Source organism: Microbacterium sp. (assembly GCF_051860965.1).
Taxonomy (GTDB): Bacteria; Actinomycetota; Actinomycetes; order Actinomycetales; family Microbacteriaceae; genus Microbacterium.
This window is the reverse complement of record NZ_JBIMKU010000003.1, coordinates 442,462-466,280: the sequence shown is the minus strand read 5'-3', so window position 1 is coordinate 466,280 and position 23,819 is coordinate 442,462. Positions and strand designations below refer to the sequence as shown.

The window sequence follows — 23,819 nt, the reverse complement described above, 5'->3', positions numbered from 1 at the left end:
TGCTACCCGGGCGTTCACCCGTCGGCGCCCAGCAGCGCGCCGTCGGTCTGACACGTCGGGCAGTACTCGGCCGTCGTGCTGCCGAAGGAGAAGGACCGCACCGTGTCGCCGCACACGGAGCAGACCTCGCCCGCGCGACCGTGCACGCGCATCGACGCGACCTTCGCGGACTTGAGCTGGTCGATCGGGATGCCGCGCCGAGCCGTGATGGCGCCGCGGATCGTCGATGTCGTCGCGTCGAACAGTCGCTCCCGTGCGCGCTCGTCGAGGGCGGCGGCGTGCACGACGGGCGAGAGCTTCGCGAGGTGCAGGATCTCATCGGAGTAGGCGTTGCCGATGCCGGCCAGCGACTCCTGCTCCTGCAGGACCGCTTTGAGCTGCTTGCGGCGGCCCACCGTGACGGCGTCGAGGTCGGCCTGCGCGAATGCGGGATCGGCAGGATCGGGGCCGAGCTTCGCGACCGCAGGCACGTCGCGCGGCTCGTCGACGACGAACAGGCCGAGTGAGACCCAGCTGCCGGCATCCGTCAACGACACCTCGGAGCCGTCGTCGAGAGAGAGAACCGCGAGCGCGGGCGGAGCGCCCTCGGGCGCCGGCTGGTCGGGCCTCGACCACCGCGCCCACCCGTGCCGACCGAGCGAGACGCCCAGGTGCCGGCCGCCGACCGCGAGGTCGAGGTGCTTGCCGAAGCGCTGCGCGCCCGTGATCTCGGAGCCGACGAGCGACTCGGGCGGCGCGGCGCGGGTCTTGATCGTGCGGAACTCGAGCACATCGACACTCGTGATCGTGCGGCCGCTCGCGCGTTCGTTCAGGAACTCGGCGAGCGCCTGCACCTCGGGAGACTCCGGCATGCCGTCATCCTGTCATGCCCTTCCGACGCTCACGAGGTGTGGTGCGGAGGGTGCGTGCGCTCCAGATCCGCGCCTTCGACGTCGACGTTCGGGATGACGCGATCCAGCCCCCGCCCCCCTGCCGCCCGGGTAGCGCAGGGCGCCGACCGCGTCAACGGGCATGCGGGGCGACGATGTCGGGGGCATGCTCGAAGCTGACTCATGAATCGAAGGACGGTCCCATGCGCAAGTTCATCGTCATCCTCCTCATCGTCGGTGCGGCCTCGGCGGCGTACGTCGCGGGCACGAAGGCCGGGCGGTCGAAGTACCGCAAGATCCGCAGCGCTGCCGACGCGGTGTGGAGCGATCCCGAAGTGAAGAAGCTCCGCAAGCGCGTCGAGAAGCGCGTGAAGAAAGCGGTGAGGAGCGTCGGCTGATGGCAGGGCTCGGCAACATCACCTTCTACGCCGACGACCCGGTCGCGCTCGCGCGCTTCTGGTGCGGCGTGTTCGGCTACCCGGAGCAGACGTTCGAAGAGCCGCTCAAGGGCCAGCTGCTTGCGGCGGGACTCACCGAGGCCGATCTGACCAGTCGCGCCCTCGCCGAGGATCCGGAGGGCACGGGCCCGAGGCTCTTCTTTCACCACGCGTCCGAGGGCAAGAGCGGGCGCAACCGCATCCATCTCGACATCAGCTCGACGCCCGGTCGCCGACCGACGCACGAGGAGCTCGAGACGGAGAAGGACCGCCTCGTCTCTCTGGGAGCGAGCGTCGTCCGGCTCGTCGATCAATCGTGGGGACCGTGGCCCGAGCACTACTACCAGATGGCCGATCCCGAGGGAAACGAGTTCTGCCTGCAGTAAGAGGTCGTCAGCGCACGCGCACCGCGGAGGGCTGGATGCTCACCGTGAACGAGCGGGTCTCGCCGATCTCCTCGCCGTCGATCTCGAACGCGCGGGCATCGGGAAGCGTGACCTCGAGCTTCTTGGCACGACCGTGGTTCACGGCATCCGTGCTCGTCGTCTCGGCGTCCTTGTTCAGCATCTTCTTCAGGCCGTTGTCCCACACCATCGTCTTGAGGGTGCCGGCCCACTGCGCCACGCCCTCGGCGCTCAGCACGAGGTAATCCAGCTCACCGTCGGACGGGTCTGCATCGGGCAGGAGGGTGACCCCGCCCTGGATCATGCCGCAGTTGCCGATGAGGAGCGTGTGCCCCTGCTCGTCGCGCGCCGGCTCGTCGTCCTTCGTGATGTGGAAGGGCACGACCTCGCTGGCCTCGAGGGCGCGGCCGAGGGACTCGACATATGCGAGCCAGCCCGCCTTGTCTTTGAGGTCCTCGTCCGTCTCGGCGATCATGTGCGCATCGATTCCGAAGCCGACCATCACCACGAAGGCATGCCGTTCGCTGCCTTCCTCCACGTCGACATCGACCCAGCCGACGTCGATCGGGCGCGCCGGCTCGCCGAGAGCACGAGTGAACGCCCCGGGAACGTCGTTGATCGGCACGCCCAGGTTGCGGGCGAGCAGATTGCCGGTGCCGAGCGGCACGATGGCGAGCTCGACGTCGTTGCGCGCCTCGGCGAGGTACTCCGAGACCGCGCGCACCGTGCCGTCGCCTCCGGCCACGATGAGCAGATTCGCACCGGCGTCGACCGCCTCCTTCGCGACGCCCTGCCCGGGGTCGTCCTCGCTCGTCTCCCACCAGCGCACGCGCGCACCGGCATCGGGATCGGCTGCCGCGGCGAGCCCCTTCTCGAGGGTCTCGCGGTCGGTCTTGGTCGGGTTCCAGATGACTGCGATGTCTGAGTTCACGCCGATCCGTTCTCACGCCCGGAACGTGTGCCCGGCTGCCGTAGACGATACGCGCCCCGCGCGACCGTCGTCCCGCCTTGACAAAGGCCGAGTGCTCAGCCCTCCGCGACGACCACCTGGATCGTCGCGAGCGTCGCGTCCGCGGCGTAGGCGATGCGACCACCGTCGGCCCGCGTCGCACGGAGGGCGTCGAGCGCCTCGCTCGTCACGATCTCGCCCGGCGCGAGCACGGGGACCCCGGGCGGGTACGGCGCGATGAGCTCGGCGCAGACGCGGCCGATCGCGTCGCGCGCGTCGACCGTCTCGTGCCGCGCGAAGAACGCCTCGCGCGGATCGAGCGCCGCCTCGGCGCGCACGCTCCACGCCGCGGAGGCCGTGACGCGACGCGGCTCGCCGCGGTGGCGTTCGAGCACCGCGGCGAGGGTGTCGACGAAGAAGTCGATGGATGCCTCGTCATCCGCGACGGTGACCATGGGAACCAGAACGTCGCGATCGGCCATCTCGAGCGTGATGCCGTGCACGAGGAGTTCCTTCTCGACCTCGTGACCGTGGGCGCCCGTGCCGGCGAGCAGCACGACGAGCTTCGCAGGATCCACGCGCACGTCGCCGTGGTCGGCGAGGATCTCGAGCCCGGAGACCCGCGACAGCCGGTCGCGCGCGCGGTCCACGAGACCGACGAGTCGTCCGACGAGCTCCTCTCCGTCGCGTTCGAGGAGCGCCCGGGATGCATCGATGCTCGCGAGCATGGCGCCCGACGAACTCGTCGTGAGCGAGGCGTCGAACGCGCGCTCGAGTCGGTCGGGATCCAGCAGACCTCCCGATCGCGTCGTGCGGGCGAGGAGGAGCGCGGCCTGACTCCACGCGGGGAGCGACTTGTGCGCACTCGTGATGAGCGCGTCCGCGCCCTCGGCCAGCGCGTGTGCGGGCACGCGCGACGAGAATCCGAAGTACGCCGCCCACGCGGCATCCACCACGAGGGGCACGCCGAAGGTGTGCGCGACGTCGGCGAGCGCGGGGATGTCGGACAGCGTGCCGACGTACGACGGATCGCCGATCAGCACGCCGCAGGCGTCCGGATTCGCCCGGAGCGCGGCCTCGACCTCGTAAGGGTCCACGGCGGACGGGAGCCCGGTCACGGCGTCGATGGCGGGATTGACCCACACCGGTCGCAGCCCCGCGAGCACGATCCCGAGCAGCACCGAGCGGTGGAGCGTGCGCGAGACGACGACGGACTGCCCGGGTCGCCCGAGCGCGAGGACCGACGCCTGGTTCGCGTGGCTCGAACCCCCGACCGAGAAGCGGCACCAGTCCACTCCCCACGCGCGCGCGGCGCGCGCCTCGGCATCCGCGAGCAGTCCGAGGTCCTGCTTCATGGTGTCCAAGCCCGCGAGCATCGGGACGTCGCCCACGATCAGGTCGCCCACGAGGTCCGTGCGGTGCTTGTGGCCCGGGATGCTGAAGGGCCGCATCCGGTCGTCGCGCACGTCGTTCATGTAGCGCAGCCACGCCGCGAAGAGCGGAGCATCGGCGGCGTATCCGCGCGGATCGGCGCTCATGATTCGCGAGGCGGGTTGTGCATGAACTCGAGTCGGATGCCGCTGTCGTCCTCGACGAAGGAGGCGAAGTAGCGCTCGTTGAACCGCGGGAAGACCTGAGGCGGACGCACTTCGGTCCAGCCCGCCGCCAGGGCGATGGCGTGCAGCCGCTCGACCTCGGCGCGTGAGTCGGTCGCGAACGCGAGATGCTGCCAGCCGGCTCTCCCGTGCACGTGCCGCTCGTCCGCCGGTTCGCGCGCCGGGAAGAGGATCAGTTCGACCTCGCCCTCTCGCCACCAGGCGACGGATGCCGCCGCATCCTCACGCCCGAAGCCCAGCGCCTGCATGACGGGGTCGAACTGCGCGATCCCGCGTGCGAGATCGTTGACGGTGATCCCGAGATGATCGAAGACGGTCATGCAACCAGTGTGTCGTGGATCGTCACGCGAGGCGCATGGTTCGACTCATCCGGCCCGCGAGCGCCGTCGCGGTGCGGGTGATCGTGGCCTGCATGGCCTCCGCCGCCGCGCTCGCCTCGATGCCGGCGACGCGGGCGATGCTGATCGTGCGGCTGAGCGTCGGCTCCGACAGCCGCACCGACCGCAGCCCCGGCCGCTCGATGAGCACCATGGCCGGCACGATCGCGACGCCGAGTCCGCGCTCGACGAAGCGCAGCACGGCATCCATCTCCACTCCCTCGACGATGGCGTGCGGCGTGAGCCCCGCTGCGAGGAACGCGGCATCCGTCGTCGCACGAAGGTCGTACGACGGGCTGAAGACGACCTGGGGAAGACGCGCGACATCTTCCAGACGGATGCTGTCCCCCGCCGCGATCGGCGGGGCCGCGCTCGCGGCGATGACGACCAGCTCCTCCACGAGGAGCGGTGCCACGGCGAAGCGATCGGACGACGCGGCGACGGAGGTCGTGATGAGCGCGAGGTCGAGCTCGCCCGCGTCGAGCTCGTCGAGCAGGCGCCGCGACCCGTGCTCGGAGATGTGCAGCTCGACGGCAGGGTGGGCGACGTGGAAGTCGCTGAGCACCTCGGCGACGAGGCTCACGCACAGCGTCGGCGTCGCGCCGAGCCGCACGCGTCCCCGCCGGAGGCCCGCGAGCTCGTCGATCGTGTGCCGCACCGAGTCGGCATCGGCGAGCATGCGCCGAGCGAGCGGCAGGAGCGCTTCGCCCGCTGCCGTGAGGGTGCTGCCCGCGCGCACGCGATCGAACAGCACGGTGCCGAGGTCGTGCTCGAGCGCCGCGATCTGACGGCTCAGGGATGGCTGGGCGAGATAGAGCCGCTCGGCCGCGCGGGTGAAGTTGCCGGTCTCGGCCACCGTGACGAATCCGCGCAGCTGTTCGAGGTTCATGCTTGCAGGCTATCGTAGGCAGGAGAAAGATGCATTGGAGTAATGGAGTGCGCCAACCTACCGTGGAGGGATGACCACTCCCGAGAAGCGCCTGTCCACCTCCGTCCTCGTCATCGGCACCGGTGGGTCGGGGCTGCGCGCCGCCATCGAGCTCGCGGAGGCGGGCGTGGACGTGCTGGCACTCGGCAAGCGCTCCAAGTCCGACGCGCACACGTCGCTCGCGGCGGGCGGCATCAACGCCGCACTCGCGACGATGGATGCCGACGACTCGTGGCAGCAGCACGCCGCCGACACGCTGAAGGAGAGCTACCTCCTCGCCGATCCGCACACGGTCGAGATCGTCACGTCCGGCGCTGCACGCGGAATCGAGGACCTCGAGCGCTACGGCATGCCGTTCGCCCGCGAGGACGACGGGCGCATCTCGCAGCGCTTCTTCGGCGCGCACACCTACCGCCGCACCGCCTTCGCGGGCGACTACACGGGCCTGGAGATCCAGCGCACCCTCGTCAATCGGGCCGCGCAGCTGGGCATCCCGATCCTCGACACCGTCTACGTCACGCGGATCCTCGTCAACGAGGACGGCGCCGTCTTCGGCGCCTACGGCTTCGATCTCGAGGACGGCACGCGGTACCTCATCCACGCGGATGCCGTCATCCTCGCCGCCGGCGGCCACAACCGCATCTGGCGGCGCACGTCCTCGCGCCGCGACGAGAACACCGGCGACTCGTTCCGTCTCGCCGTCGAAGCGGGCGGGCGCCTGCGCGACCCCGAGCTCGTGCAGTTCCACCCGAGCGGCATCATCGAGCCGGAGTCGGCCGCGGGCACCCTCATCTCGGAGGCCGCGCGGGGCGAGGGCGGAATCCTGCGCAACGGCCTCGGCGAGCGCTTCATGCACAAGTACGACCCCGAGCGCCTAGAGCTGTCGACCCGCGACCGGGTCGCGCTCGCCTGCTACACCGAGATCAAAGAGGGGCGCGGCACGCCCAACGGCGGGGTGTGGCTGGATGTCTCGCACCTTCCGCGCGAGACGATCATGACGCGCCTCCCCCGCGTGTACCAGACGATGCTCGAGCTGCAGATGCTCGACATCACGAAGGATCCGATCGAGATCGCACCCACGGCGCATTACTCGATGGGCGGCGTGTGGGTGCGCTCCGAGGATCACTCGACAGACGTTCCCGGGCTCTACGCGATCGGCGAGGCGTCGTCGGGGCTGCACGGCGCGAACCGCCTGGGCGGCAACTCGCTCATCGAGCTGCTCGTGTTCGGCCGCATCGTCGGCCGTGCGGCAGCGGCGTATTCGGCCGGCCTCCCCGCGCAGACGCGCTCGGCCGCGGCGGTCGAGGTCGCTCGCGACGAGATCGCGGCGCTGCTCGCGGCATCCGGACCCGAGAACGTGCGCGCCCTGCAGCGCGCGATCCGCGACACGATGACCGCGCACGCCGGCGTCGTGCGCGACGAGGTCGGCCTGCTGACAGGACTCGTCGAGCTCGATGCGATCGAAGCGCGGATGGCCGACATCGGCGTGCATCCCGACATCGCCGGCTTCCACGACCTCGCGCACGCGTTCGACCTCAAGTCCGCCGCACTCGCCGCGCGCGCGACGCTCGAAGCAGCGCTCGAGCGGCGCGAGACGCGGGGATGCCACAACCGCAGCGACTACCCCGACACCGACCCCGCGCTGCAGGTGAACCTCGTGTGGTCGCCGTCCACGGGGGTCACGCGAGAGGCGATCGCGCCGATCCCCGACGAGATCGCCGCACTCATGCGCGAAGAGGTCTCGGTCGCGGGCAAGCTCGTCGAGTGAGCTGCGGGCGCGAGCGTGCCACGCAATTCACGGCGCCTCGAGATGATCGCGCGCCCACATCGCGGCGCTCGTGCGGTCGGCGACGCCGATCTCGCGGAAGATGCTCCCGAGGTGCGCCTTGACGGTGCGCTCGGCGATCCCCAGCTGCGACGCGATCTGCTTGTTGGCGCGCCCGTCGGCGACCAGTCGCAGCACCTCGACCTCGCGCGCGCTGAGCCGATGGGCGGGCCGGGGCGACGGCAGCAGCACACTCGCTATGCGCGGATCGAGCGGCGCATGCCCCGCCGCCACGGCCCGCACGGCGTCGCGGAGCTCGGCGGGCTCGGCATCCTTCAGCTGGTAGCCCGTCGCGCCGGCCTCGATGGCGCGGCGCACGCGATCACGGTCGGTGAAGGAGGTCAGCACGAGCACCGCGGTCGCGGGCGAGGCATCCCGCACCCCCTGCGTGGCGGCGACGCCGTCCATCACGGGCATCGAGAGGTCCATGACGGCGACGTCGGGGCGGTGCCGCTCAGCGAGCGCGATGCCCTGGGCGCCGTCGCCGGCCGTCGCGACGACCTCGATGTCGCCGTCTGCGGCGAGCAGCGACGCGAGCCCCTCGCGCACCATCGCGTGGTCGTCGACGACGATCGCGCGGATCACGAGCCGGCTCCCGGGATGCGCAGGCACCAGCGGGTGCCGAGGCCCGGACCGCTCGCCACCGACAGCTCCGCTCCGGCGTCGTTCGCGAGATCCATCAGCACGCGCGTGCCGAGGTGACCGTCGGCGGGCTTCTGCGTCAGGATGCCCGCGTCGAATCCCCTGCCGTCGTCGTCGACCGTGAAGACGACGTCGCCGTCGACGCTGCGCAGCAGGACGGTCACGCGGCACGGTGCGGCGTGGGTCGCGGCGTTGCGCAGGGTCTCCTGAGCGACACGGTAGATCAGCTGCTCGTGCGCCCCGGAGAGCGGCAGCGGTTCCTGCACGTCCAGGTCGATCGTGACCTCACGACTGCGCATCGTCGCGGCGAGGTCGTGCAGCGCATGCGCGATGCCGGCGGCGGTGAGGCTGGGCGGGTAGATGTCCATGAGCAGGGACCGCAGCACGCGGATGTTCCCGCGGACGGATGCCGCGACGTCGCGCAGCTGCGACGCCGCCACGTCGTCATCCCGACGTGTCGCAGACTCCGCCGCCGTCTCGGCCGCGAAGCTGGTCGCCACGAGCTCCTGCACGGGGCCGTCGTGAAGGGTGCCGGCGATACGCCGCCGCTCGGCGTCGGAGGCATCCACCGCCCGCTGCAGGAGGTCGGCCCGCGCGCGCTCCTCACCGCGCAGACGCCGCAGCAGGCCCCACACGATCGGGGCGGTGAGCACGACCAGCAACAGGAGACTGCTCGTCGTGACTCCCGCGAATCCGCGCTGCAGGTCGGCTGAGCGCGCCGCGACCGGCTCGTACGGCAGGTAGATCTCGAAGAGCAGCTCGCGCCCGTCGGGCGTCCACACCGGCCGGTACACCTCGAGCAGGCGCCCGCCGGACTCGAAGACGTTCTCGTCCTCGGACAGATCCGACACGGCGGCGCGGGTCGTCGGATTCGCCAGAGCCTCGCGCTGAGCGTCGTCGAGGTCGAACGAGCGCCCGATCAGCTGCTCCTCGTCGGCGTAGAGTACGACTCCCTCGGGACTCCACAGCTTGACGCGTACGACGTCGTCGCCGAGCACCTGGTCCCGGATGACGCGGTCGAACGCGTCGACGGCATCCGGATCCCCGTCGGCGAGCGCGTCCGTCAGGTTCGGCTGCACGACGGCGTTCGCGAGCACGTCGGTCACGTTCGCGGCGTCGTTGACGGCCTCGCGTTCGGCGAGCCACTGCGCTGCGAAGGTCGCGAGGACGCCGACGACGACGAGGACGGCGACGAGACCCGCGGCCAGACGGATGACGATCGCGCGGGTGCTGGCCGGTGGCCTGCGGCTCGGCTCCGGGGCTCGGGCTGCGACCAGCGTCGTCCACGGCGCCCGCGCATCACGGAGCGTGGGCGCGCGCTCGGCCGCACCCGCGGAGTCCGCGGGTGCGGCCGTGCTCGTCTCGCCGGGTCTCACTCAGTCGTCTCCGCCGTGGCCGCTGTCGTCTCCGCCGGAACCCCGCCCGCTCGAGTCGTCCGAACCGCGGCCGGAGTCGTCCGAGCCGCGGCCGCTCGAGTCGTCAGAACCGGAGCGTCGGTCGTCTCCGGGCTCGGTGCGCTGGTCGCGGGGTGTGTCGCCGCCGTGATCGTCGGCACCGCCCTGCGAGGGCGCCGGGGCGGGACTCTGCGTGCCTCCGCCGTTCGCATCGCGATCGTCTCCGGGCTCGGTGCGGTCGTCGCGGGGCGTGTCGCCACCGTGGTCGTCGACGGAGCTCGACGGAGAAGGTGTCGGCGCGGGCGTGGCGATCTGTCCCGACGCGGGCACGCGCACGGGCACCGATTGCGCGAACGACGCATTGCCCCACAGCCCGATCATGGCGGGCACGGCGACGAGCACGAGGGCTCCCGCCCCGAACAGGATCTGCTTCTTCATGGTTCAGCCTTCCGCTCATTCTGTCGTGGGAAGCGCATCCGGCGAAGTCCTCGCCGCGTTCCCGTGTATCCAGAGTCGACGACGCGGATGTTCCGTGCCATCGGACGATGGTCGTACGACCACACGCCGTGCCGACGTATTCCGTCGCGTTCATGGGCTCTTGGAAGATTCCGACAACTCGCAGGTGCACGTCACCGAGGTCGCCTAGTCTCAACGCATGCCCTCGACCGCGACCGCCTATCTGACCGGGTTCGGCAGCTACCTCCCGGGCGATCCGATCGACAACGACGGGATCGTGGCGCGGCTCGGGGGCGAGGATGCCGTGACCGAGCGCATCCGCCGGCGCATCCTCGCCGACAACGGCATCCGGCAGCGCCACTACGCGCTCGACGAGCACGGCGAACCCACCGAGTTGAACGAGGAGCTCGCCGTCAAGGCGCTGCGCGCGGCCCTCGACGATCGCGGGATCGCGCCATCCGACCTCCGCATGCTCGCGTGCGCGACGACGATGGGCGACGTCCTCGTGCCGGGTTTCGGCTCGATGGTGCACGGGCGGCTCGGCGGCGGCCCGATGCAGGTGCTGTCGGCGTCGGGCGTGTGCGCGTCGAGCCTCGCAGCGCTGGATGCCGCGGTCAGCAAGATCCGGCTGGGCGATCACCCGCGCGCCGCCGTCGTCGGCTCCGAGCTGTCCAGTCGCAGTCTCCGGCAGCGTCGATTCGACGGTGTGCGGGCGGGCATGGACGCGCATTTCCTGCGATGGATGCTGTCGGACGGCGCCGGCGCCGTCATCGTCGAGTTCCAGCCCCACCCCTCGCGGCCGTCGCTGCGGGTCGACTGGGTGCGACAGGTGTCGCTCGCCCACGAGCACGACGTGTGCATGCGGGCGGGCATGGCCGGCGATGATCCGGTCGTCGGCGGCACGTGGCAGGACCTCCCGGTCGACGAGGCGCAGGCTGCCGGCATGTTCGTGCTGCGACAGGATGTCGGCGACCTCGATGACCTCGCGCAAGCCGGTATCGCCCAGTTCGAGGAGCTCGTCGACATCGGCCTCGTCGACGTGAAGCACCTCGACCACGTCGTCTGCCATTACAGCACCAACCTCTTCCGCGACGTCGCGTTCGAGGCGCTGCAGCGCCGCATCCCGACCCTCGACACCGACCGCTGGTACTCCAACCTCGAGACGCGCGGCAACACGGGCTCGGCCAGCATCTTCATCGCGCTCGAAGAGGCGTGGCGCACAGGCCGGTTCCAGCCCGGCGAGACGATCCTGCTCGCCGTACCCGAGTCGGGTCGGTTCTCGTTCGCTTTCGCGCATCTCACCGTCGTCGCCCCACCAGAAGGAGCCCCCGTATGAGCACAGCATCCCTCACCGATCGTCTCGCCGAGGTCTGGGCCGACTTCGAGGATCGGCTCACCCGCGTGCCCGTGCTCGAGCGACTCGCCGAGGGCACCGTCACGCTGCACGACTACCAGCGGCTGCTGTTCAACCTCCGCCAGCAGGTCGTCGACGGCTCGCCGTGGATCTCGCGCGCGGCGTCCAACTTCGACATCCCCCACTTCGAGCTGCGCGCGGCGGCGATCCGCCACGCCGAGGAGGAGCACCGCGACTACCTCATGATCGAGCGCGACTACGTGGCGATCGGCGGCTCGCTCGAGGAGCTGCGGGCCGGGCGCAAGAACGTGGGGTCGGAAGCACTCTCGGGCTACATGTTCACCTACGCCGATCGCCCCAACCCCACCGGGCTGCTCGGGGCGATGTTCATCATCGAGGGTCTCGGCGCACGTCGCGCGGCCGGGTGGGCGGCGCGCTTCCAGGAGGTCCTCGGGCTCGCCGACGCCCAGGTGCGGTTCATGACCTACCACCAGGAGGCAGATGCGCAGCACACGGGCGGCCTCGAGACGATCCTCGAATCGGGCATGCTCACCGACGACGACGCCGACGAGGTCGTGCGCTGCGCCGAGGTCGTCGCGCGCCTGTACGCGCTGCAGCTGGAAGAACTGGACCGCTGAGATGCCGTCGTTCCCGAAGCTCCCCGATCTGACGGCGGTGCCCGACAGGGTGACGGAATTCGTGCGCGTGCCCGAGTTCGTGAAGTCCGACCCGAGCATGTGGGAGGCGATCTACTCCGATCCCTCGGTGCCGCTGGACCGCTCCGTCGTCCGCCAGATCATCAACGACCAGCGCCGGCTCTCGCGCCGCTGGATCTACCCGATCGCGCGCGTGCTGTCGCGCGTGCTCGTCGCGATCATCTCGGTCGTCAAGCGCGTGCTCCCGTTCCGGTGGATGACCCTCCACACGATGGACACCCTCTGCGTGTGGTTCCTGCGCACCTTCGTCTCCCCCGACGCCGTCGAGCTGCTCATCCGCCACTTCGTCGTCGAGACGAACCTCGTGAACTTCATCATCCGCAACACCGACACCACGATGGAGCCCGTCACCCTGCGCCCCGAGTCGCTCTCGGGCCTGGGAGACTCCGCCGTGGTCGAGCACGACGTCAATGTGTACGACGTGCTCATCGCGCTCGACGGCGTCGAGCTCAAGCCTCCGACCGTCTTCGACTGGAGCCAGCTCGACATCCCCCGCCTCGACGCCGAGCGGCACCACCGACGGCTCATCCGTCTCGACATCCAGACCGCACTCTGCTTCATGAACATCCCGTTCTCGATGGCGCTCACGGTCGAGGAGTACCGACGCGCCGTGCACAGCATCCGCTTCGACGACTCGTTCCTCGAGATCCTCGCCGTCATCTGCGACGACGACACGTTCCGGCACTGGAAGCTCGCGGGCATGAGCCTGTGGATGGACTCGAACGTCGACGTTCCGCGGATGGTCTATCGGCACGCGCTGGTCTGCGAGTATGCGCATGCGCGCCTGGTGAAGCTCGCGCACGGCGAGTACCCGCGCGCCACGCCTGCGCGCTTCGACTGATCACGGGCTGTCAACCCCTTGGCGCCCGCTCGGCCGTCGGGCGACGCTGGATCATCGACCGAAGGAGATCCCATGCCCGATGAAGACGCCGAGAAGACTCCCGAGACGAAGGATCTCGAGGAGCCCAGCACCGAGAAGGATCCCGGCGAGGAGCCGAAGAAGGCGACCCCGACCGAGGGGTCCGAACCGAGTCACGAAGCGGTCGGCATCGGCGTGATCGGCGGCGAGCTGAACGACGCGATGCCGCACGCCGACCCGCCGCAGGACTGACGCTCAGAGCTCGGTCACGACGCCTGATTCGACGCGCCAGCGGCGGTCGGTGCGGACGGACTGCAGCATCCGGCGATCGTGCGTGACGAGCAGGAGCGTGCCCTCGTAGGAGTCCAGCGCCTGCTCCAGCTGCTCGATCGCGGGCAGGTCGAGGTGGTTGGTCGGCTCGTCGAGCACAAGCACGTTGACGCCCCTCGCCTGCAGCAGTGCGAGGGCGGCGCGTGTGCGCTCTCCGGGCGAGAGGTCGTCGACGGGCCGCAGCACGTGATCGGCTTTCAGCCCGAACTTCGCGAGGAGCGTGCGCACCTCGGCCGCCTCGAGCGCGGGCACGAGGTCTTCGAACGCGGCGGCGAGCGGCCTCGACCCGACGAAGAGAGACCGCGCTTGGTCGATCTCGCCGATCTGCACGTTCACGCCGAGCGACGACGTGCCGGAGTCGGGATGCTGCGTGCCGAGCAGTGCACGTAGAAGCGTGGATTTGCCTGCGCCGTTCGGACCCGTGATGCCGATGCGCTCCCCCGCGTTCACCTGCAACGAGACCGGCCCGAGCGTGAACGAGCCCTGCCGGAAGACGGCCTCGGCGAGGGTCGACACGACGGTGCTCGATCGCGGCGCGGCGCCGATCGTGAACGCGAGCTGCCACTCCTTGCGCGGCTCCTCCACCTCGTCGAGCCGCGCGATGCGGCTCTCCATCTGGCGGACCTTCTGCGCCTGCTTCTCGCTCGACTCCGTCGAGGCCTTGCGCCGGATCTTGTCGTTGTCGGGCGACTTCTTCATCGCATGCGCACGCCCTGGCTCGACCACTCACGTTGCGTGCGGGCGCGCGCCACGAGATCGGCTTTCTTGTCCGCGAATTCGTCGTAGGCCTCGCGCGCATGCCGCCGAACGGTGGCGCGCTCCTCGAGGTACGCGTCGTAGCCGCCGCCGTACACGCGGTTCGTGTGCTGCGCGAGATCGAGTTCGAGCACACGGGTCACCGAGCGCGCGAGGAACTCGCGGTCGTGGCTGACGAGTACGACGCCGCCCCGGATGCCGCGCACGAAGGCCTCGAGTCGCTCGAGCCCGTCGATATCGAGGTCGTTGGTCGGCTCATCCAGCAGCACGATGTCGAAGCGGCTGAGCAGCAGCGCCGCGAGACCCGCTCGCGCGGCTTGGCCGCCCGAGAGCGTCGTCATCAGGGCTTCCCGGCCGACGTCGAGTCCGAGATCGGCGAGCACGACCGGGATGCGCTCGTCGAGGTCGGCCGCGCCGCTCGCGAGCCAGCGGTCCAGCGCCGCCGAGTAGGCGTCGTCGGCTCCGGATGCCGTCGGATCGCCGAGGGCTGTGGCCGCGGCATCCATCTCCGCCGTCGCCTGCGCGCAGCCCGTGCGACGCGCGATGTACGCGGCGACCGTCTCGCCCGCGATGCGCTCGTGCTCCTGCGGAAGCCAGCCCACGAACGCGTCGGCGGGCGCGAGCGAGATCGAACCCTCCTGGGGACGGTCGATGCCGGCGAGCAGCCGGAGGAGCGTCGATTTGCCCGCGCCGTTGGCGCCCACGAGTCCGACGACATCGCCGGGTGCGACCGTGAGGTCGAGCGAATCGAAGAGCGTGCGATGGCCATGGCCGCCGGCGACGCCGCGTGCGACGAGCGTTGCGGTCATGATTCCATTCTCACGCGTCGCCGTCAGTCGGCGAGCGCGTTCCGTCGCTCCTCGATGCGATGCTCGATCTTCCGCTGGACGTGCAGCATCGGGTAGATCCCGAGCAGCACGGCCATCGGCGCGAGAGCGCCCGGATCGTGGATGTCGTGCGCGCGATAGGTGCGCTCGAATCGATCCACGTAGAAGTGGAAGTCGCGCGGCGACGTGTCGAGGCGGCGAGCCGAGATGCCGGCGACCATGCCCGGTGCGTAGCCGACCTTGAGCCCCGCGAGCGCGAGATGGACCGACAGGTCGAGGTCTTCGTGCATGAGATCGGCGCGATCCGGGCACACGGATTCGCGCACGGCAGCCCACGCGTCCGCGCGGAGGGCCATGTTGCTGCCGAACAGGAAGACGTACTTTCCCGCGAGCTTGACGGTGGCCTTGCGCACCGTGTCGTCCGCATGGAGTCCGAACGAGCGCAGCGGCATGTCGTAGTAGTCGACGGGTCCGCTCACGGCCGCGACGTCGGTTGCCGCGAACGCCGCGCGCATCTGCTCGACCCAGTCCGCCTGCACGACCGAGTCGGAGTCGATGCGACCGATCAGATCACCCGTCGCGGCGTCGAAGCCGGCGTTGCGCGTCGGCGTGATGCCCTGTTCGTCGTTCTGACTGAGGAGACGGATGCCGGCATCCGGGAACGCCGTCACCAGTCCTTCGACGATCTCTCGCGTGCGGTCGGTCGAGCGGTTGTCGACGACGATGATCTCCTCCGCCGGGGCGGTCTGCTCGATGAGGGCGACGAGGCAGCGCGCGATGGTGTCCTCTTCGTTGTAGGCGGGGATGACGACCGAGACGGTGGCGGCTGAGCTCATGGCACGACCCTATCGATGGAGCGCGTCAGTCCCAGTCGAGGTACTCCTCGATGAACACTGCGGTGTCCATGATGTGGGTGAGTGGGAAGAGGTGGCCGGCGCCCTCGACCGTGCGGATGGTCGCCCGCTCGGGAGCCGTCGCCTGCAGCCGCTCGGCGTTCGCGACGGGGGTGACGGCGTCGTCCGTCGCCTGCACGATCAGCACCGGGATGACGGGCGGAAGCGGGATGTCGACGTCTTCGACGCCGAGCAGCAGGAGCCCGTTCGCGCGCTCGGGGTGCGCCGCGACCGTCGTGCGGGCGACGGTGCCGCCGAAGCCGTGACCGCCGATCCAGGTGTGGTCGAGCTCGAGGTGATCGATGACGGCCATGACATCCGACGCGCGGTCGTCGAGGGAGCGCTCGCCCGGACCGTAGCCGATGCGGATGATGTGGAACCCCGCCTCTTCGGCGAGGTAGTGGCCGACCACGCCGAGCGCGTCCTGACCCGGCTCGGCGATGAGGACGAGCGGGACGGGACCTTCGCCTTCGACGACGTACGGGATGGCGCGGCCCTCGGGCTCGAAGGTCTGGGTGTCCGTCATCGTCGTGCGTCCTCTCGCGGTGCTGGCTGCTTCCAGCGTATTCGGCCGGTCGTGTTCCCACCCAACCGCGAACACCGGCACCATCACACCGCCTGCGGCGTTGCGCCCGTCGGGCCGCGCCGCGCCATCACGCCGCGCGGAAGCGTCGAGCTGACTTCGACCTCAGCTGGGTCGGCTCAGCGATCTCTCCTGTGACCGGATCGGGCGGGGCGTGCAGCCAGTACGCGTCCAGCCCCGTCATCGGATCGCGAGACCGCGCGATCCGCCAGCCCTGATTGTGGAGCCTCATGTGGCAGTTGCGGCAGAGCGGAACGCCGTCGTCGACGTCGGTGCGCCCGTGATCCGCCCACCAATGAACCGTGTGGTGGAACTCGCACTGCGAGATCGGCGCGACGCACGACGGCCAGACGCACCCGCCATCTCGAATGCCGATCGCGATCCGCTGCGTTCTCGTGAACAGGCGATGCTCGCGCCCCACGTCGAGTGGACGGCCGAACGAGTCCAGCCCGACGGTCACGGCGCCCGCGTCGCAGAGCAGCTTTTCGACGATCCCCGCAGGCACCGCGACCCCGGAGTCTTCGAAGTGCCCCATGCCGGTGACCCGCATCCCGCCGCGCTCGTCGGCGGCCCCGATCGCGGAGGCATCGACGATCACCCTCACGCCCGGCTGTCGGTCGCCGAACGCCTGGCCGGGATCGGCGTTCGCACCCGTGCGCAGGATGGCGAGGAGGGTGTCGTACTGCAGCTGTTCGTTCGAGCGGTCGTCCGCCAGGGCATCCGCGGTCTTCTCCCCCGCACCCGAGCCCACGAATCGCGGGCCTCGCCGCGGGCGGAGCGCGGCTCCGAGGATCGTCTGCACCCACGCGGCCGCCTCGTCATCGAAGGAGATCCGCGCCTGATGCTGGCCGTGTTCATCGACCCACGACCTGAAGGACCGGGCGCGGAATCGCTCCTCGAATCGGAGCGTCACTCCGACCGGGTCCAGACGATCCCGCGCGATGCGCGCCGCGTTCCGCAGCTCTTCCACCGGCATCGACCTCGCCTCGTCGAGGAGGATCTCGACCGCCTCGGCCCAGGCTGCGGGGAGGAATGCCACATCCAGTTCGGGGTACCGATCGACGGGCGGTTCGCCCAAGCCCGCGCGGATCGCGTGGAACACCCCTTGACCCACCTGCCCCGAGGCGAGCGCTTCGCTCAGCAGCACGAGCCACCGCCCAACGGGCGGTGCCGACGCCGCAACGGGAGCGACATCGATCGTCGCGGGCGTAGCAGGGACGAGGTCCTCACCGGCGCGGAGCGCCCTGAAGACGTCGCCGCGCGACTGCCCGGTGATGTTCTGCACCAGCGATGTCACGTTGCGGTGGCCCTTGCGCTGCGCCAAGCCCGAGTACCCCAGTTCGCGCGCCGATCGACGCCCGGCCTCGGCCGACATCGCCGCGAGCAGAACCTCTGCCGCATCGCGGGCGGCCGCGGCATCCCGCATCAGACCCAGCAAACCCTCGTCGTCGAGACCGCCGACGACCTCGGCGAGCATCCGGCCACCGCACACGCCCGCAATCGTCGTCGCCGCGGCACTCAGCCGCACGTCGGGAGACGACGCCGAGGAGATGTTCATAGAACAAAGATACGAATGACTACCGACATTCGAAGGGGAATGAAGACGCCCCGATGATCGCAGAACGATAACGAACGCGAATCAGCGCGCGCGCCGGCGCCGCGCGATCGCCACCACGATCAGCACGAGCCCCATCACGAGCACGATCGGCCCGATCACTGCCCACAGCGATGACCCGCTCATCACGGATCCACCCAGGATGTTGAGCCCCTGCAGCGTCCACACGATCCCGATGACGCTCGCGAGGGCTCCGACGACCAGCAGTACCCAGAAGCCCTTCATGTGTCCTTCATTCGTCGTTGCTGATCTGTTCGACCCAGTCCACGCTCGAGTCGGAGAGATAGCGCAGGTCACCCTCGTCCTCGAGCTCCTCGCCGTCGTCATCGTCATCCGCGGGAGTTGCGGGCACCGCGGGCCCGAGCGCGTCTTCGGCGAGCGCCCAGATATCGTCCGCGCTGACGGCATCCGCCAGGTCATCGATCTCGTCGGCGAAGTCCTTCGGCACAGCGTCGCCGTTGTTGGCTGCGAGCCAGTCCTGCGTTCCGGGAGCGAGTCGATCCCAGATCTCATCCATTCCCATGCACGCGAGTGTCACACACTGCTCCGTCGCTGTCGATGCCGGTCGGCATCCCTCCGCTCAAAGGCCTAGTTGTTGAAGCGGAACTCCACGACGTCGCCGTCCTGCATGACGTAGTCCTTGCCCTCGAGGCGGGCCTTGCCCTTCGAGCGGGCTTCGACCACCGACCCGGTCTCGATGAGGTCGTCGAACGAGATGACCTCGGCCTTGATGAAGCCCTTCTCGAAGTCGGTGTGGATCACACCGGCCGCCTGCGGAGCCTTCCAGCCCTTGCCGATGGTCCACGCTCGCGCTTCCTTCGGACCGGCAGTCAGGTACGTCTGCAGCCCCAGCGTGTCGAAGCCGATGCGCGCGAGCTGGTCGAGGCCCGACTCCTCCTGGCCGGTCGAAGCCAGCAGCTCCGCCGCGTCCTCCGGGTCGAGGTCGATCAGCTCGGACTCGATCTTCGCGTCGAGGAACACCGCCTTCGCCGGGGCGACGAGGGCCTCGAGCTCGGCCTTGCGACCGGCATCCGTCAGCACGGCCTCGTCGACGTTGAAGACGAAGATGAACGGCTTCGCGGTGAGCAGGCCGAGTTCGCGGATGGGGCCGAGATCGATGGAGGATGCCGAGAGCAGCTCGCCGCGCTGGAGCGCATCGCGCGCCTCGATGGCGGTGGAGAGCACGGACGGGTCGAGCTTGCGGCCCTTGACCTCCTTCTCGTACCGCGTGATCGCCTTCTCGAGGGTCTCGAGGTCTGCGAGCTGCAGCTCGGCGTTGATCGTCTCCATGTCGTTGCGCGGATTGACCGCGCCCTCGACGTGGACGACGTCATCGTCGGTGAAGCCCCGCACGACCTGCGCGATGGCGTCCGCCTCGCGGATGTTGGCGAGGAACTTGTTGCCGAGCCCCTCGCCCTCGGACGCGCCGCGCACGATGCCGGCGATGTCGACGAACGACACGGCGGCGGGAAGGATCCGCTCGGAGTGGAACACCTCGGCGAGCTTCTCGAGGCGCGGGTCGGGCAGGTTCACGACGCCGATGTTGGGCTCGATCGTCGCAAACGGGTAGTTCGCCGCGAGCACCGCGTTCTTGGTCAGCGCGTTGAAGAGGGTGGACTTGCCGACGTTGGGCAGGCCGACGATGCCGATAGTGAGAGCCACGTCGGACGAGTCTACGCGGGAAGGATGCAGCGGAACGCGGCGGTCACGGGCGAACCAACCGGAACGCCTCGGTGCGGTAGGGCAGCTCGGCGATGCCGTCGGAGTTGGCGTTCGCGTCGAACAGCGCTTCGACCTCGGCGAAGATGCGCTCGCGATCGGCGGGCTCGGCCGTGATGATGTAGCTGCGCGAGGCGACCATGTCGAGAAGCGCCCCGCGGGTCATCGTGCGCGTCCACGTCCAGGTGCGGGATTCGAGGGCGCCGAACGGCTCCCCTGCCCGCACGCCGTCGCCGGCGAGCATCATCTCGGCGTGACTGCCGTGCATCGCCTGCGTGAGGGCGGCGACCCACGGCACCGATTCGTCGCGGATGTTCCAGATCAGCCCGAGCACGCCCCCGGGACGCAGTACTCGCGCGGCTTCCGCCGCACCGAGCTCGGGATCGACCCAGTGCCACGCCTGGCCGAGCACGACCGCATCGACGGACGCATCCGGCAGCGGCATCCGCTCCGCCGTTCCCACGAAGGTCGGGATGCCGTGCACCGCCGCACGGAGCGACGCGAGCATGACGGGGTCGGGGTCGATCGCGACGGCCTCTCCCCCGGCCTCGACGACGACGCGTGTGAGCTTGCCCGTGCCCGCGCCGACATCGGCGACCCGGAGCGCGTGACCGTCGCGGCGGGCGGGCTCCAGCATCCATTCCACGGCGGCCAGCGGGTAATCGGGCCTTCCCGCCTCGTACGCGCCGGCGGCGGCGCCGAACGAGGTGGACATCTCATCTCGACCGGGCATGCGGCCAGCCTACGGCGTGGCATCCGGGCGATGTCGGGACGCCAGGCGAGAGTGGTGCCGTGCCACTGGACTTCACCGCGATCGACTTCGAGACGGCGAATTCCAGCAATGCGTCGGCCTGCGCCGTCGGCCTCGTCCGGGTGCGCGATGGCGAGATCGTCGCCAAGACGGGCTGGCTCATCCGCCCCCCGGCGGGACACGACCGCTTCTTCGAGCTCAACACGCGCATCCACGGCATCCGCGCCGAGGATGTCGTCGGCGCGATGTCGTGGAGCGAGCAGCTCGTCGAACTCGCGGCCTTCGCGGGCGATGACGTGCTCGTCGCGCACAACGCCGGATTCGACATGGCCGTGCTCAAGCGTGCGTGCGAGGCGACGGGCGACGACTGCCCGCCGTACCGCTACGCGTGCAGCCTGCAGGTCGCCCGGAGCGTCTACCAGCTGGAGTCGTACCGACTGCCGTTCGTCGCGGCCGAGGCGGGCTTCCCCGACTTCCCGCACCACAATGCGACGGCGGATGCCCTGGCCTGCGCCCACGTCATGGTCGACGCCGCCCGGCGGGTCGGTGCCGATGACATCGAGTCGCTCGCTGCCGGAGCGAGCGTACGCGTATCGCAGATCCGGCTCGCGCCCGCGCCCGACACGACGGTCTTCGCAGCCTGACGGCGATGTCGGAGGCGCCGGGCACGATGAGCACATGGATGCACTGACTGTCTCGCTCCTCGTGATCGGCTGCCTCGCGCTCGGCGCGCTCGCCGGCTGGGTCGCCGGTCTCTCCCGGGCCACGACACGAGCCACGCGCGAGCACGCCGAGCTGCGCGCGCGGCTCGCCGCCTCCGATGCCGCGCGCCAGGGCGTGCAGGCCCAGCTCGACCACCAGCACGTGCTCTACCGCGAGCTCGCAGCCCAGACGAGATCGGACCAGGCTCAGCGCGAAGAGCGCGAACGTCGCGAGCAGACGGTGCTGCGCGCCCTCGCGCCCGTGCAGGAGTCGCTCCAGTCGATGCGCGCGAAGGTCGACGAACTCGAGCGCGATCGGCAGGAGCAGTACGGCTCCCTCGCCGAACAGCTCCGCCGTGCGCACGAGTCCGACGAATCCCTGCGCGCCACGACCGAGTCGCTCGCGAGCGCGCTGCGATCGGGCACCACCCGCGGGGTGTGGGGCGAGACGCAGCTGCGCCGGGTGGTCGAGGCGGCCGGGCTCACGAGGTACGTCGACTTCGATCTTCAGCAGGCGGTGTCGACGGATGCCGGAGCCGGCCGCCCCGACATGGTCATCCGCCTCCCCGGCGACAAGGCGATCGCCGTCGACGCCAAGGTGCCGCTCGACGCCTATCTCGAGGCGAGTGCGATCCCGTTCACGGCGCAGGGCGCCGAGGCGTCGCGCCGTCGTTCGCTCCTCGAACGTCATGTGAAGGCCGTGCGCGCGCACGTCGACGCGCTCGCGAAGAAGACCTATTGGGCAGGACTCGCCTCGAGCCCCGAGTTCGTCGTGTGCTTCGTTCCGAGCGAGTCGCTCCTGGCGGCGGCGCTGGAAGAGGATCCGTCGCTGCTCGACTACGCCTTCACCAAGCGCGTCGCGCTCGCCTCACCCGTCAACCTGTGGGCCGTGCTCAAGACCGTCGCGTACACCTGGACGCAACAGGACGTCTCGCAGGAGGCCCGCGCGCTTTTCGATCTCGGCAACCAGCTTTACGAACGCCTCGGCGCCCTCGCAGGGCACGCCGACGACCTCCGCCGCGCCATCGAGCGCACGGTCGACAGCTACAACCGGTTCGCCGGCTCGCTCGAGTCTCGCGTTCTCGTGACGGCGCGCAAGTTCCCGGGCATCGACGAGACGAAGCTCGGCGCGGCAGCAGCTCCCGAAGCGATCGAGAAGTCTCCACGCCGGCTCGTCGCACCCGAACTGCTCGACGCCCTCGCCGAAGAGCCTGAGCCCGGACAGCCCGGCCATCGCGCCGAGATCGGCGATCTGCGCGAGCGGCTCGACGGCCTCGACATCATCGAGGTCCCCGCCGACTGAGCCGCGGTCAGGAGCCGCCGGGCACGAAGCTCAGCAGCGCGATGACAGCGCCGGAGATGAAGACGAAGGCGCCGATCAGCCACCATGCGCTTACCTCGTGCCCCTCGTCGCGCCGGACGCGCAGCAGCACGTCGGGGCGCCGAGCCGGGTCTATCGCGTCGGCGACGACCGCCTGTGCGCCGGTCCTCGCCTCGGGTTCGGCCGAGGTCGGGCTGACCGTCGGCGGAACAGCGGTCGGGCCGCTGGCCGGTGCAGACATCGTCGACCTCCTGGTGCGTGTGAACGTGAGCATCGCCTCTGACACCGTTACCGATTGTGCCAGACGACTGCGCACAGCGCAGGAGGCCGAGCCCCGAAGGGCTAAAGCCACTTGGACGTCAGGTGCTCCGAGGAGATGCGGCGGAGGGTGCCGGATGAGCCGCGCAGCACGACGCTCTCGGTGTAGACGAAGCCGCCTTCGCGGCGGACACCGGCGACGAGCTGTCCATCCGTCACGCCCGTCGCGACGAAGATCGTGTTGCTGCCCTTGACCAGTTCGTCGGCCTCGTAGACGTAGTCGTCGAGCTTGAGCCCGGCATCCAGCCCCTTCTGCTTCTCGTCGTCGTCGCGCGGCCACAGGCGTCCCTGGATGTGCCCGCCGAGCGCCTTGATCGCGCACGCGGTCACGATGCCCTCCGGGCTGCCGCCGACGCCGACGCACATGTCGGTGCGGGCGTTGTGGCGTGCCGCGTTGATCCCGCCCGCGACGTCGCCGTCCGACATGAGGCGCGTGCCCGCTCCCGCCTCGCGGATCTCTTCGATCAGCTGATCGTGGCGGGGGCGATGCAGCACCGACACGACGATCTCGTCGACGGGCTTTCCGAGTGCGGCGGCCAGCAGGCGGATGTTCTCGCCGATGGGGAGCCGGATGTCGACGACGCCGACACCCGCGGGACCGGTCACGAGCTTGTCCATGTAGAAGACGGACGACGCGTCGAGCATCGTGCCGTGCTCGGACACCGCGATGACCGACAGCGCGTTGTTGCGGCCTGCGGCGGTCAGCGACGTGCCGTCGATGGGATCCACGGCGACATCGCACCTCGGTCCGCGGCCGTTGCCCACCTTCTCGCCGTTGAACAGCATGGGGGCTTCGTCCTTCTCGCCCTCGCCGATCACGATCGTGCCGTCGAAGTTGACCGTCGTGAAGAACGCGCGCATCGCGTCGACCGCCGCACCGTCGGCGTCCTCCTTGCGACCGCGGCCGATGAAGGGCACGGCGCGGATGGCCGCGGCCTCCGTCGCCCTGACCAGCTCGAGAGCGAGATTTCGATCGGGATGCAGGGGGCTCATGTCGGCCGTCAGACTCACCATGCGGCAAGCCTAGCCAGCATGCTCCTGCCTGTCCGGGGTTTACCGGTACGGGGAGCGGAAGGAATCGCAGTTCTTTCATGAACGACCAGATCGGGCCGGACGGGAGGGCGGAGCATCGACTCGTCTCCGCTCTCGTCGCGTCGCTTCGCTAGGCTGTGCGGAGAC

At 69.9% G+C, this 23,819-nt stretch carries 26 protein-coding genes and 1 pseudogene; 9 read left to right on the top strand and 18 right to left on the bottom strand.

Annotation, left to right across the window (positions count from 1 at the left end; translation table 11 throughout):
* Positions 1 to 14: 14 nt before the first annotated feature.
* Positions 15 to 851 carry a DNA-formamidopyrimidine glycosylase family protein gene (locus ACTIFV_RS08105; protein WP_439592260.1) on the bottom strand — a complete coding sequence of 279 codons (837 nt, stop codon included), beginning with the start codon at positions 849 to 851 and terminating at the stop codon, positions 15 to 17.
* A gap of 221 nt (positions 852 to 1,072) precedes the next feature.
* Between ACTIFV_RS08105 and ACTIFV_RS08100 the strand changes: the two genes are divergently transcribed.
* The gene (locus ACTIFV_RS08100) at positions 1,073 to 1,267 is read left to right on the top strand and encodes a hypothetical protein (RefSeq protein ID WP_439592259.1); all 195 of its coding nucleotides are present in this window, start codon (positions 1,073 to 1,075) and stop codon (positions 1,265 to 1,267) included.
* Positions 1,267 to 1,692, top strand: a complete 426-nt coding sequence (locus tag ACTIFV_RS08095; protein WP_439592258.1) for a VOC family protein — start codon at positions 1,267 to 1,269, stop codon at positions 1,690 to 1,692. Before ACTIFV_RS08100 ends, ACTIFV_RS08095 begins: the two co-directional genes overlap by 1 nt.
* Before the next feature lie 7 nt (positions 1,693 to 1,699).
* Here the strand turns inward: ACTIFV_RS08095 and ACTIFV_RS08090 are convergent, their stop codons facing one another.
* From ACTIFV_RS08090 to ACTIFV_RS08075, 4 genes are all read right to left on the bottom strand, one after another.
* Positions 1,700 to 2,641, bottom strand: a complete 942-nt coding sequence (locus tag ACTIFV_RS08090) for a diacylglycerol/lipid kinase family protein (protein ID WP_439592257.1) — start codon at positions 2,639 to 2,641, stop codon at positions 1,700 to 1,702.
* A 95-nt stretch (positions 2,642 to 2,736) separates the two neighbouring features.
* Positions 2,737 to 4,197, bottom strand: coding sequence for an aminotransferase class I/II-fold pyridoxal phosphate-dependent enzyme (locus ACTIFV_RS08085; RefSeq protein ID WP_439592256.1), 1,461 nt, complete (start codon positions 4,195 to 4,197; stop codon positions 2,737 to 2,739).
* Positions 4,194 to 4,595, bottom strand: a complete 402-nt coding sequence (locus ACTIFV_RS08080) for a VOC family protein (RefSeq protein ID WP_439592255.1) — start codon at positions 4,593 to 4,595, stop codon at positions 4,194 to 4,196. The genes ACTIFV_RS08085 and ACTIFV_RS08080 overlap by 4 nt, the downstream gene beginning before the upstream one ends.
* 22 nt (positions 4,596 to 4,617) lie before the next feature.
* A complete protein-coding gene (locus tag ACTIFV_RS08075) occupies positions 4,618 to 5,541 on the bottom strand; it encodes a LysR family transcriptional regulator (protein ID WP_439592254.1) in 924 nt (307 codons plus the stop codon).
* 70 nt (positions 5,542 to 5,611) lie between these two features.
* Here ACTIFV_RS08075 and ACTIFV_RS08070 point away from each other — a divergent pair, with 70 nt between their 5' ends.
* Complete coding sequence (locus ACTIFV_RS08070) at positions 5,612 to 7,348, top strand: L-aspartate oxidase (protein WP_439592253.1); 1,737 nt, start codon at positions 5,612 to 5,614, stop codon at positions 7,346 to 7,348.
* Positions 7,349 to 7,375: 27 nt separating this feature from the next.
* Here the strand turns inward: ACTIFV_RS08070 and ACTIFV_RS08065 are convergent, their stop codons facing one another.
* The 3 genes from ACTIFV_RS08065 to ACTIFV_RS08055 are packed head-to-tail and all read right to left on the bottom strand — an operon-like array spanning position 7,376 to position 9,879.
* Positions 7,376 to 7,990 carry a response regulator gene (locus ACTIFV_RS08065; RefSeq protein ID WP_439592252.1) on the bottom strand — a complete coding sequence of 205 codons (615 nt, stop codon included), beginning with the start codon at positions 7,988 to 7,990 and terminating at the stop codon, positions 7,376 to 7,378.
* Positions 7,987 to 9,423: a sensor histidine kinase gene (locus ACTIFV_RS08060; RefSeq protein WP_439592251.1), complete on the bottom strand. Its 1,437-nt coding sequence runs from the start codon at positions 9,421 to 9,423 to the stop codon at positions 7,987 to 7,989. The genes ACTIFV_RS08065 and ACTIFV_RS08060 overlap by 4 nt, the downstream gene beginning before the upstream one ends.
* On the bottom strand, positions 9,424 to 9,879 hold the full coding sequence (locus tag ACTIFV_RS08055) for a hypothetical protein (RefSeq protein ID WP_439592250.1): 456 nt from the start codon (positions 9,877 to 9,879) through the stop codon (positions 9,424 to 9,426).
* A 217-nt stretch (positions 9,880 to 10,096) separates the two neighbouring features.
* On the opposite strand from ACTIFV_RS08055, the gene ACTIFV_RS08050 reads away from it, so the two are divergent.
* The 4 genes from ACTIFV_RS08050 to ACTIFV_RS08035 all read left to right on the top strand — a co-directional run bounded on the left by ACTIFV_RS08050 (position 10,097) and on the right by ACTIFV_RS08035 (position 13,078).
* Entirely contained in the window at positions 10,097 to 11,233 is a 1,137-nt protein-coding gene (locus ACTIFV_RS08050; RefSeq protein WP_439592249.1) for a 3-oxoacyl-[acyl-carrier-protein] synthase III C-terminal domain-containing protein, read from the top strand.
* Positions 11,230 to 11,889 (top strand): iron-containing redox enzyme family protein, encoded by a 660-nt coding sequence (locus ACTIFV_RS08045; RefSeq protein WP_439592248.1) that lies wholly within the window; start codon positions 11,230 to 11,232, stop codon positions 11,887 to 11,889. Before ACTIFV_RS08050 ends, ACTIFV_RS08045 begins: the two co-directional genes overlap by 4 nt.
* A 1-nt stretch (position 11,890) precedes the next feature.
* Positions 11,891 to 12,808 carry a DUF6999 family protein gene (locus ACTIFV_RS08040; protein ID WP_439592247.1) on the top strand — a complete coding sequence of 306 codons (918 nt, stop codon included), beginning with the start codon at positions 11,891 to 11,893 and terminating at the stop codon, positions 12,806 to 12,808.
* A 72-nt stretch (positions 12,809 to 12,880) separates the two neighbouring features.
* A complete protein-coding gene (locus ACTIFV_RS08035; protein ID WP_439592246.1) occupies positions 12,881 to 13,078 on the top strand; it encodes a hypothetical protein in 198 nt (65 codons plus the stop codon).
* 3 nt (positions 13,079 to 13,081) lie between these two features.
* On the opposite strand, the pseudogene ACTIFV_RS08030 reads toward ACTIFV_RS08035, so the two are convergent.
* The 8 genes and pseudogenes from ACTIFV_RS08030 to ACTIFV_RS07995 all read right to left on the bottom strand — a co-directional run bounded on the left by ACTIFV_RS08030 (position 13,082) and on the right by ACTIFV_RS07995 (position 20,282).
* Positions 13,082 to 14,721, bottom strand: a pseudogene (locus ACTIFV_RS08030) (ABC-F family ATP-binding cassette domain-containing protein).
* A gap of 23 nt (positions 14,722 to 14,744) precedes the next feature.
* Complete coding sequence (locus ACTIFV_RS08025; RefSeq protein ID WP_439592245.1) at positions 14,745 to 15,575, bottom strand: glycosyltransferase; 831 nt, start codon at positions 15,573 to 15,575, stop codon at positions 14,745 to 14,747.
* A gap of 25 nt (positions 15,576 to 15,600) precedes the next feature.
* Positions 15,601 to 16,158, bottom strand: a complete 558-nt coding sequence (locus tag ACTIFV_RS08020) for an alpha/beta fold hydrolase (RefSeq protein ID WP_439592244.1) — start codon at positions 16,156 to 16,158, stop codon at positions 15,601 to 15,603.
* A gap of 127 nt (positions 16,159 to 16,285) precedes the next feature.
* Entirely contained in the window at positions 16,286 to 17,773 is a 1,488-nt protein-coding gene (locus ACTIFV_RS08015; RefSeq protein WP_439592243.1) for a DUF222 domain-containing protein, read from the bottom strand.
* Between the two features lie 81 nt (positions 17,774 to 17,854).
* On the bottom strand, positions 17,855 to 18,055 hold the full coding sequence (locus ACTIFV_RS08010; protein WP_439592242.1) for a hypothetical protein: 201 nt from the start codon (positions 18,053 to 18,055) through the stop codon (positions 17,855 to 17,857).
* Between the two features lie 7 nt (positions 18,056 to 18,062).
* On the bottom strand, positions 18,063 to 18,353 hold the full coding sequence (locus tag ACTIFV_RS08005; protein WP_439592241.1) for a hypothetical protein: 291 nt from the start codon (positions 18,351 to 18,353) through the stop codon (positions 18,063 to 18,065).
* Between the two features lie 65 nt (positions 18,354 to 18,418).
* The gene (gene ychF, locus ACTIFV_RS08000) at positions 18,419 to 19,492 is read right to left on the bottom strand and encodes a redox-regulated ATPase YchF (RefSeq protein WP_439592240.1); all 1,074 of its coding nucleotides are present in this window, start codon (positions 19,490 to 19,492) and stop codon (positions 18,419 to 18,421) included.
* 43 nt (positions 19,493 to 19,535) lie between these two features.
* Positions 19,536 to 20,282, bottom strand: coding sequence for a class I SAM-dependent methyltransferase (locus ACTIFV_RS07995; RefSeq protein ID WP_439592239.1), 747 nt, complete (start codon positions 20,280 to 20,282; stop codon positions 19,536 to 19,538).
* A 59-nt stretch (positions 20,283 to 20,341) separates the two neighbouring features.
* Between ACTIFV_RS07995 and ACTIFV_RS07990 the strand changes: the two genes are divergently transcribed.
* Both ACTIFV_RS07990 and ACTIFV_RS07985 read left to right on the top strand, forming a co-directional pair.
* On the top strand, positions 20,342 to 20,944 hold the full coding sequence (locus ACTIFV_RS07990; RefSeq protein ID WP_439592238.1) for a 3'-5' exonuclease: 603 nt from the start codon (positions 20,342 to 20,344) through the stop codon (positions 20,942 to 20,944).
* A gap of 34 nt (positions 20,945 to 20,978) precedes the next feature.
* Complete coding sequence (locus tag ACTIFV_RS07985) at positions 20,979 to 22,304, top strand: DNA recombination protein RmuC (RefSeq protein WP_439592237.1); 1,326 nt, start codon at positions 20,979 to 20,981, stop codon at positions 22,302 to 22,304.
* Positions 22,305 to 22,311: 7 nt separating this feature from the next.
* Here the strand turns inward: ACTIFV_RS07985 and ACTIFV_RS07980 are convergent, their stop codons facing one another.
* The gene (locus ACTIFV_RS07980) at positions 22,312 to 22,563 is read right to left on the bottom strand and encodes a UDP-N-acetylmuramyl pentapeptide phosphotransferase (protein ID WP_439592236.1); all 252 of its coding nucleotides are present in this window, start codon (positions 22,561 to 22,563) and stop codon (positions 22,312 to 22,314) included.
* Between the two features lie 101 nt (positions 22,564 to 22,664).
* Positions 22,665 to 23,654 (bottom strand): class II fructose-bisphosphatase, encoded by a 990-nt coding sequence (gene glpX, locus ACTIFV_RS07975; RefSeq protein ID WP_439592235.1) that lies wholly within the window; start codon positions 23,652 to 23,654, stop codon positions 22,665 to 22,667.
* Between the last annotated feature and the right edge of the window lie 165 nt (positions 23,655 to 23,819).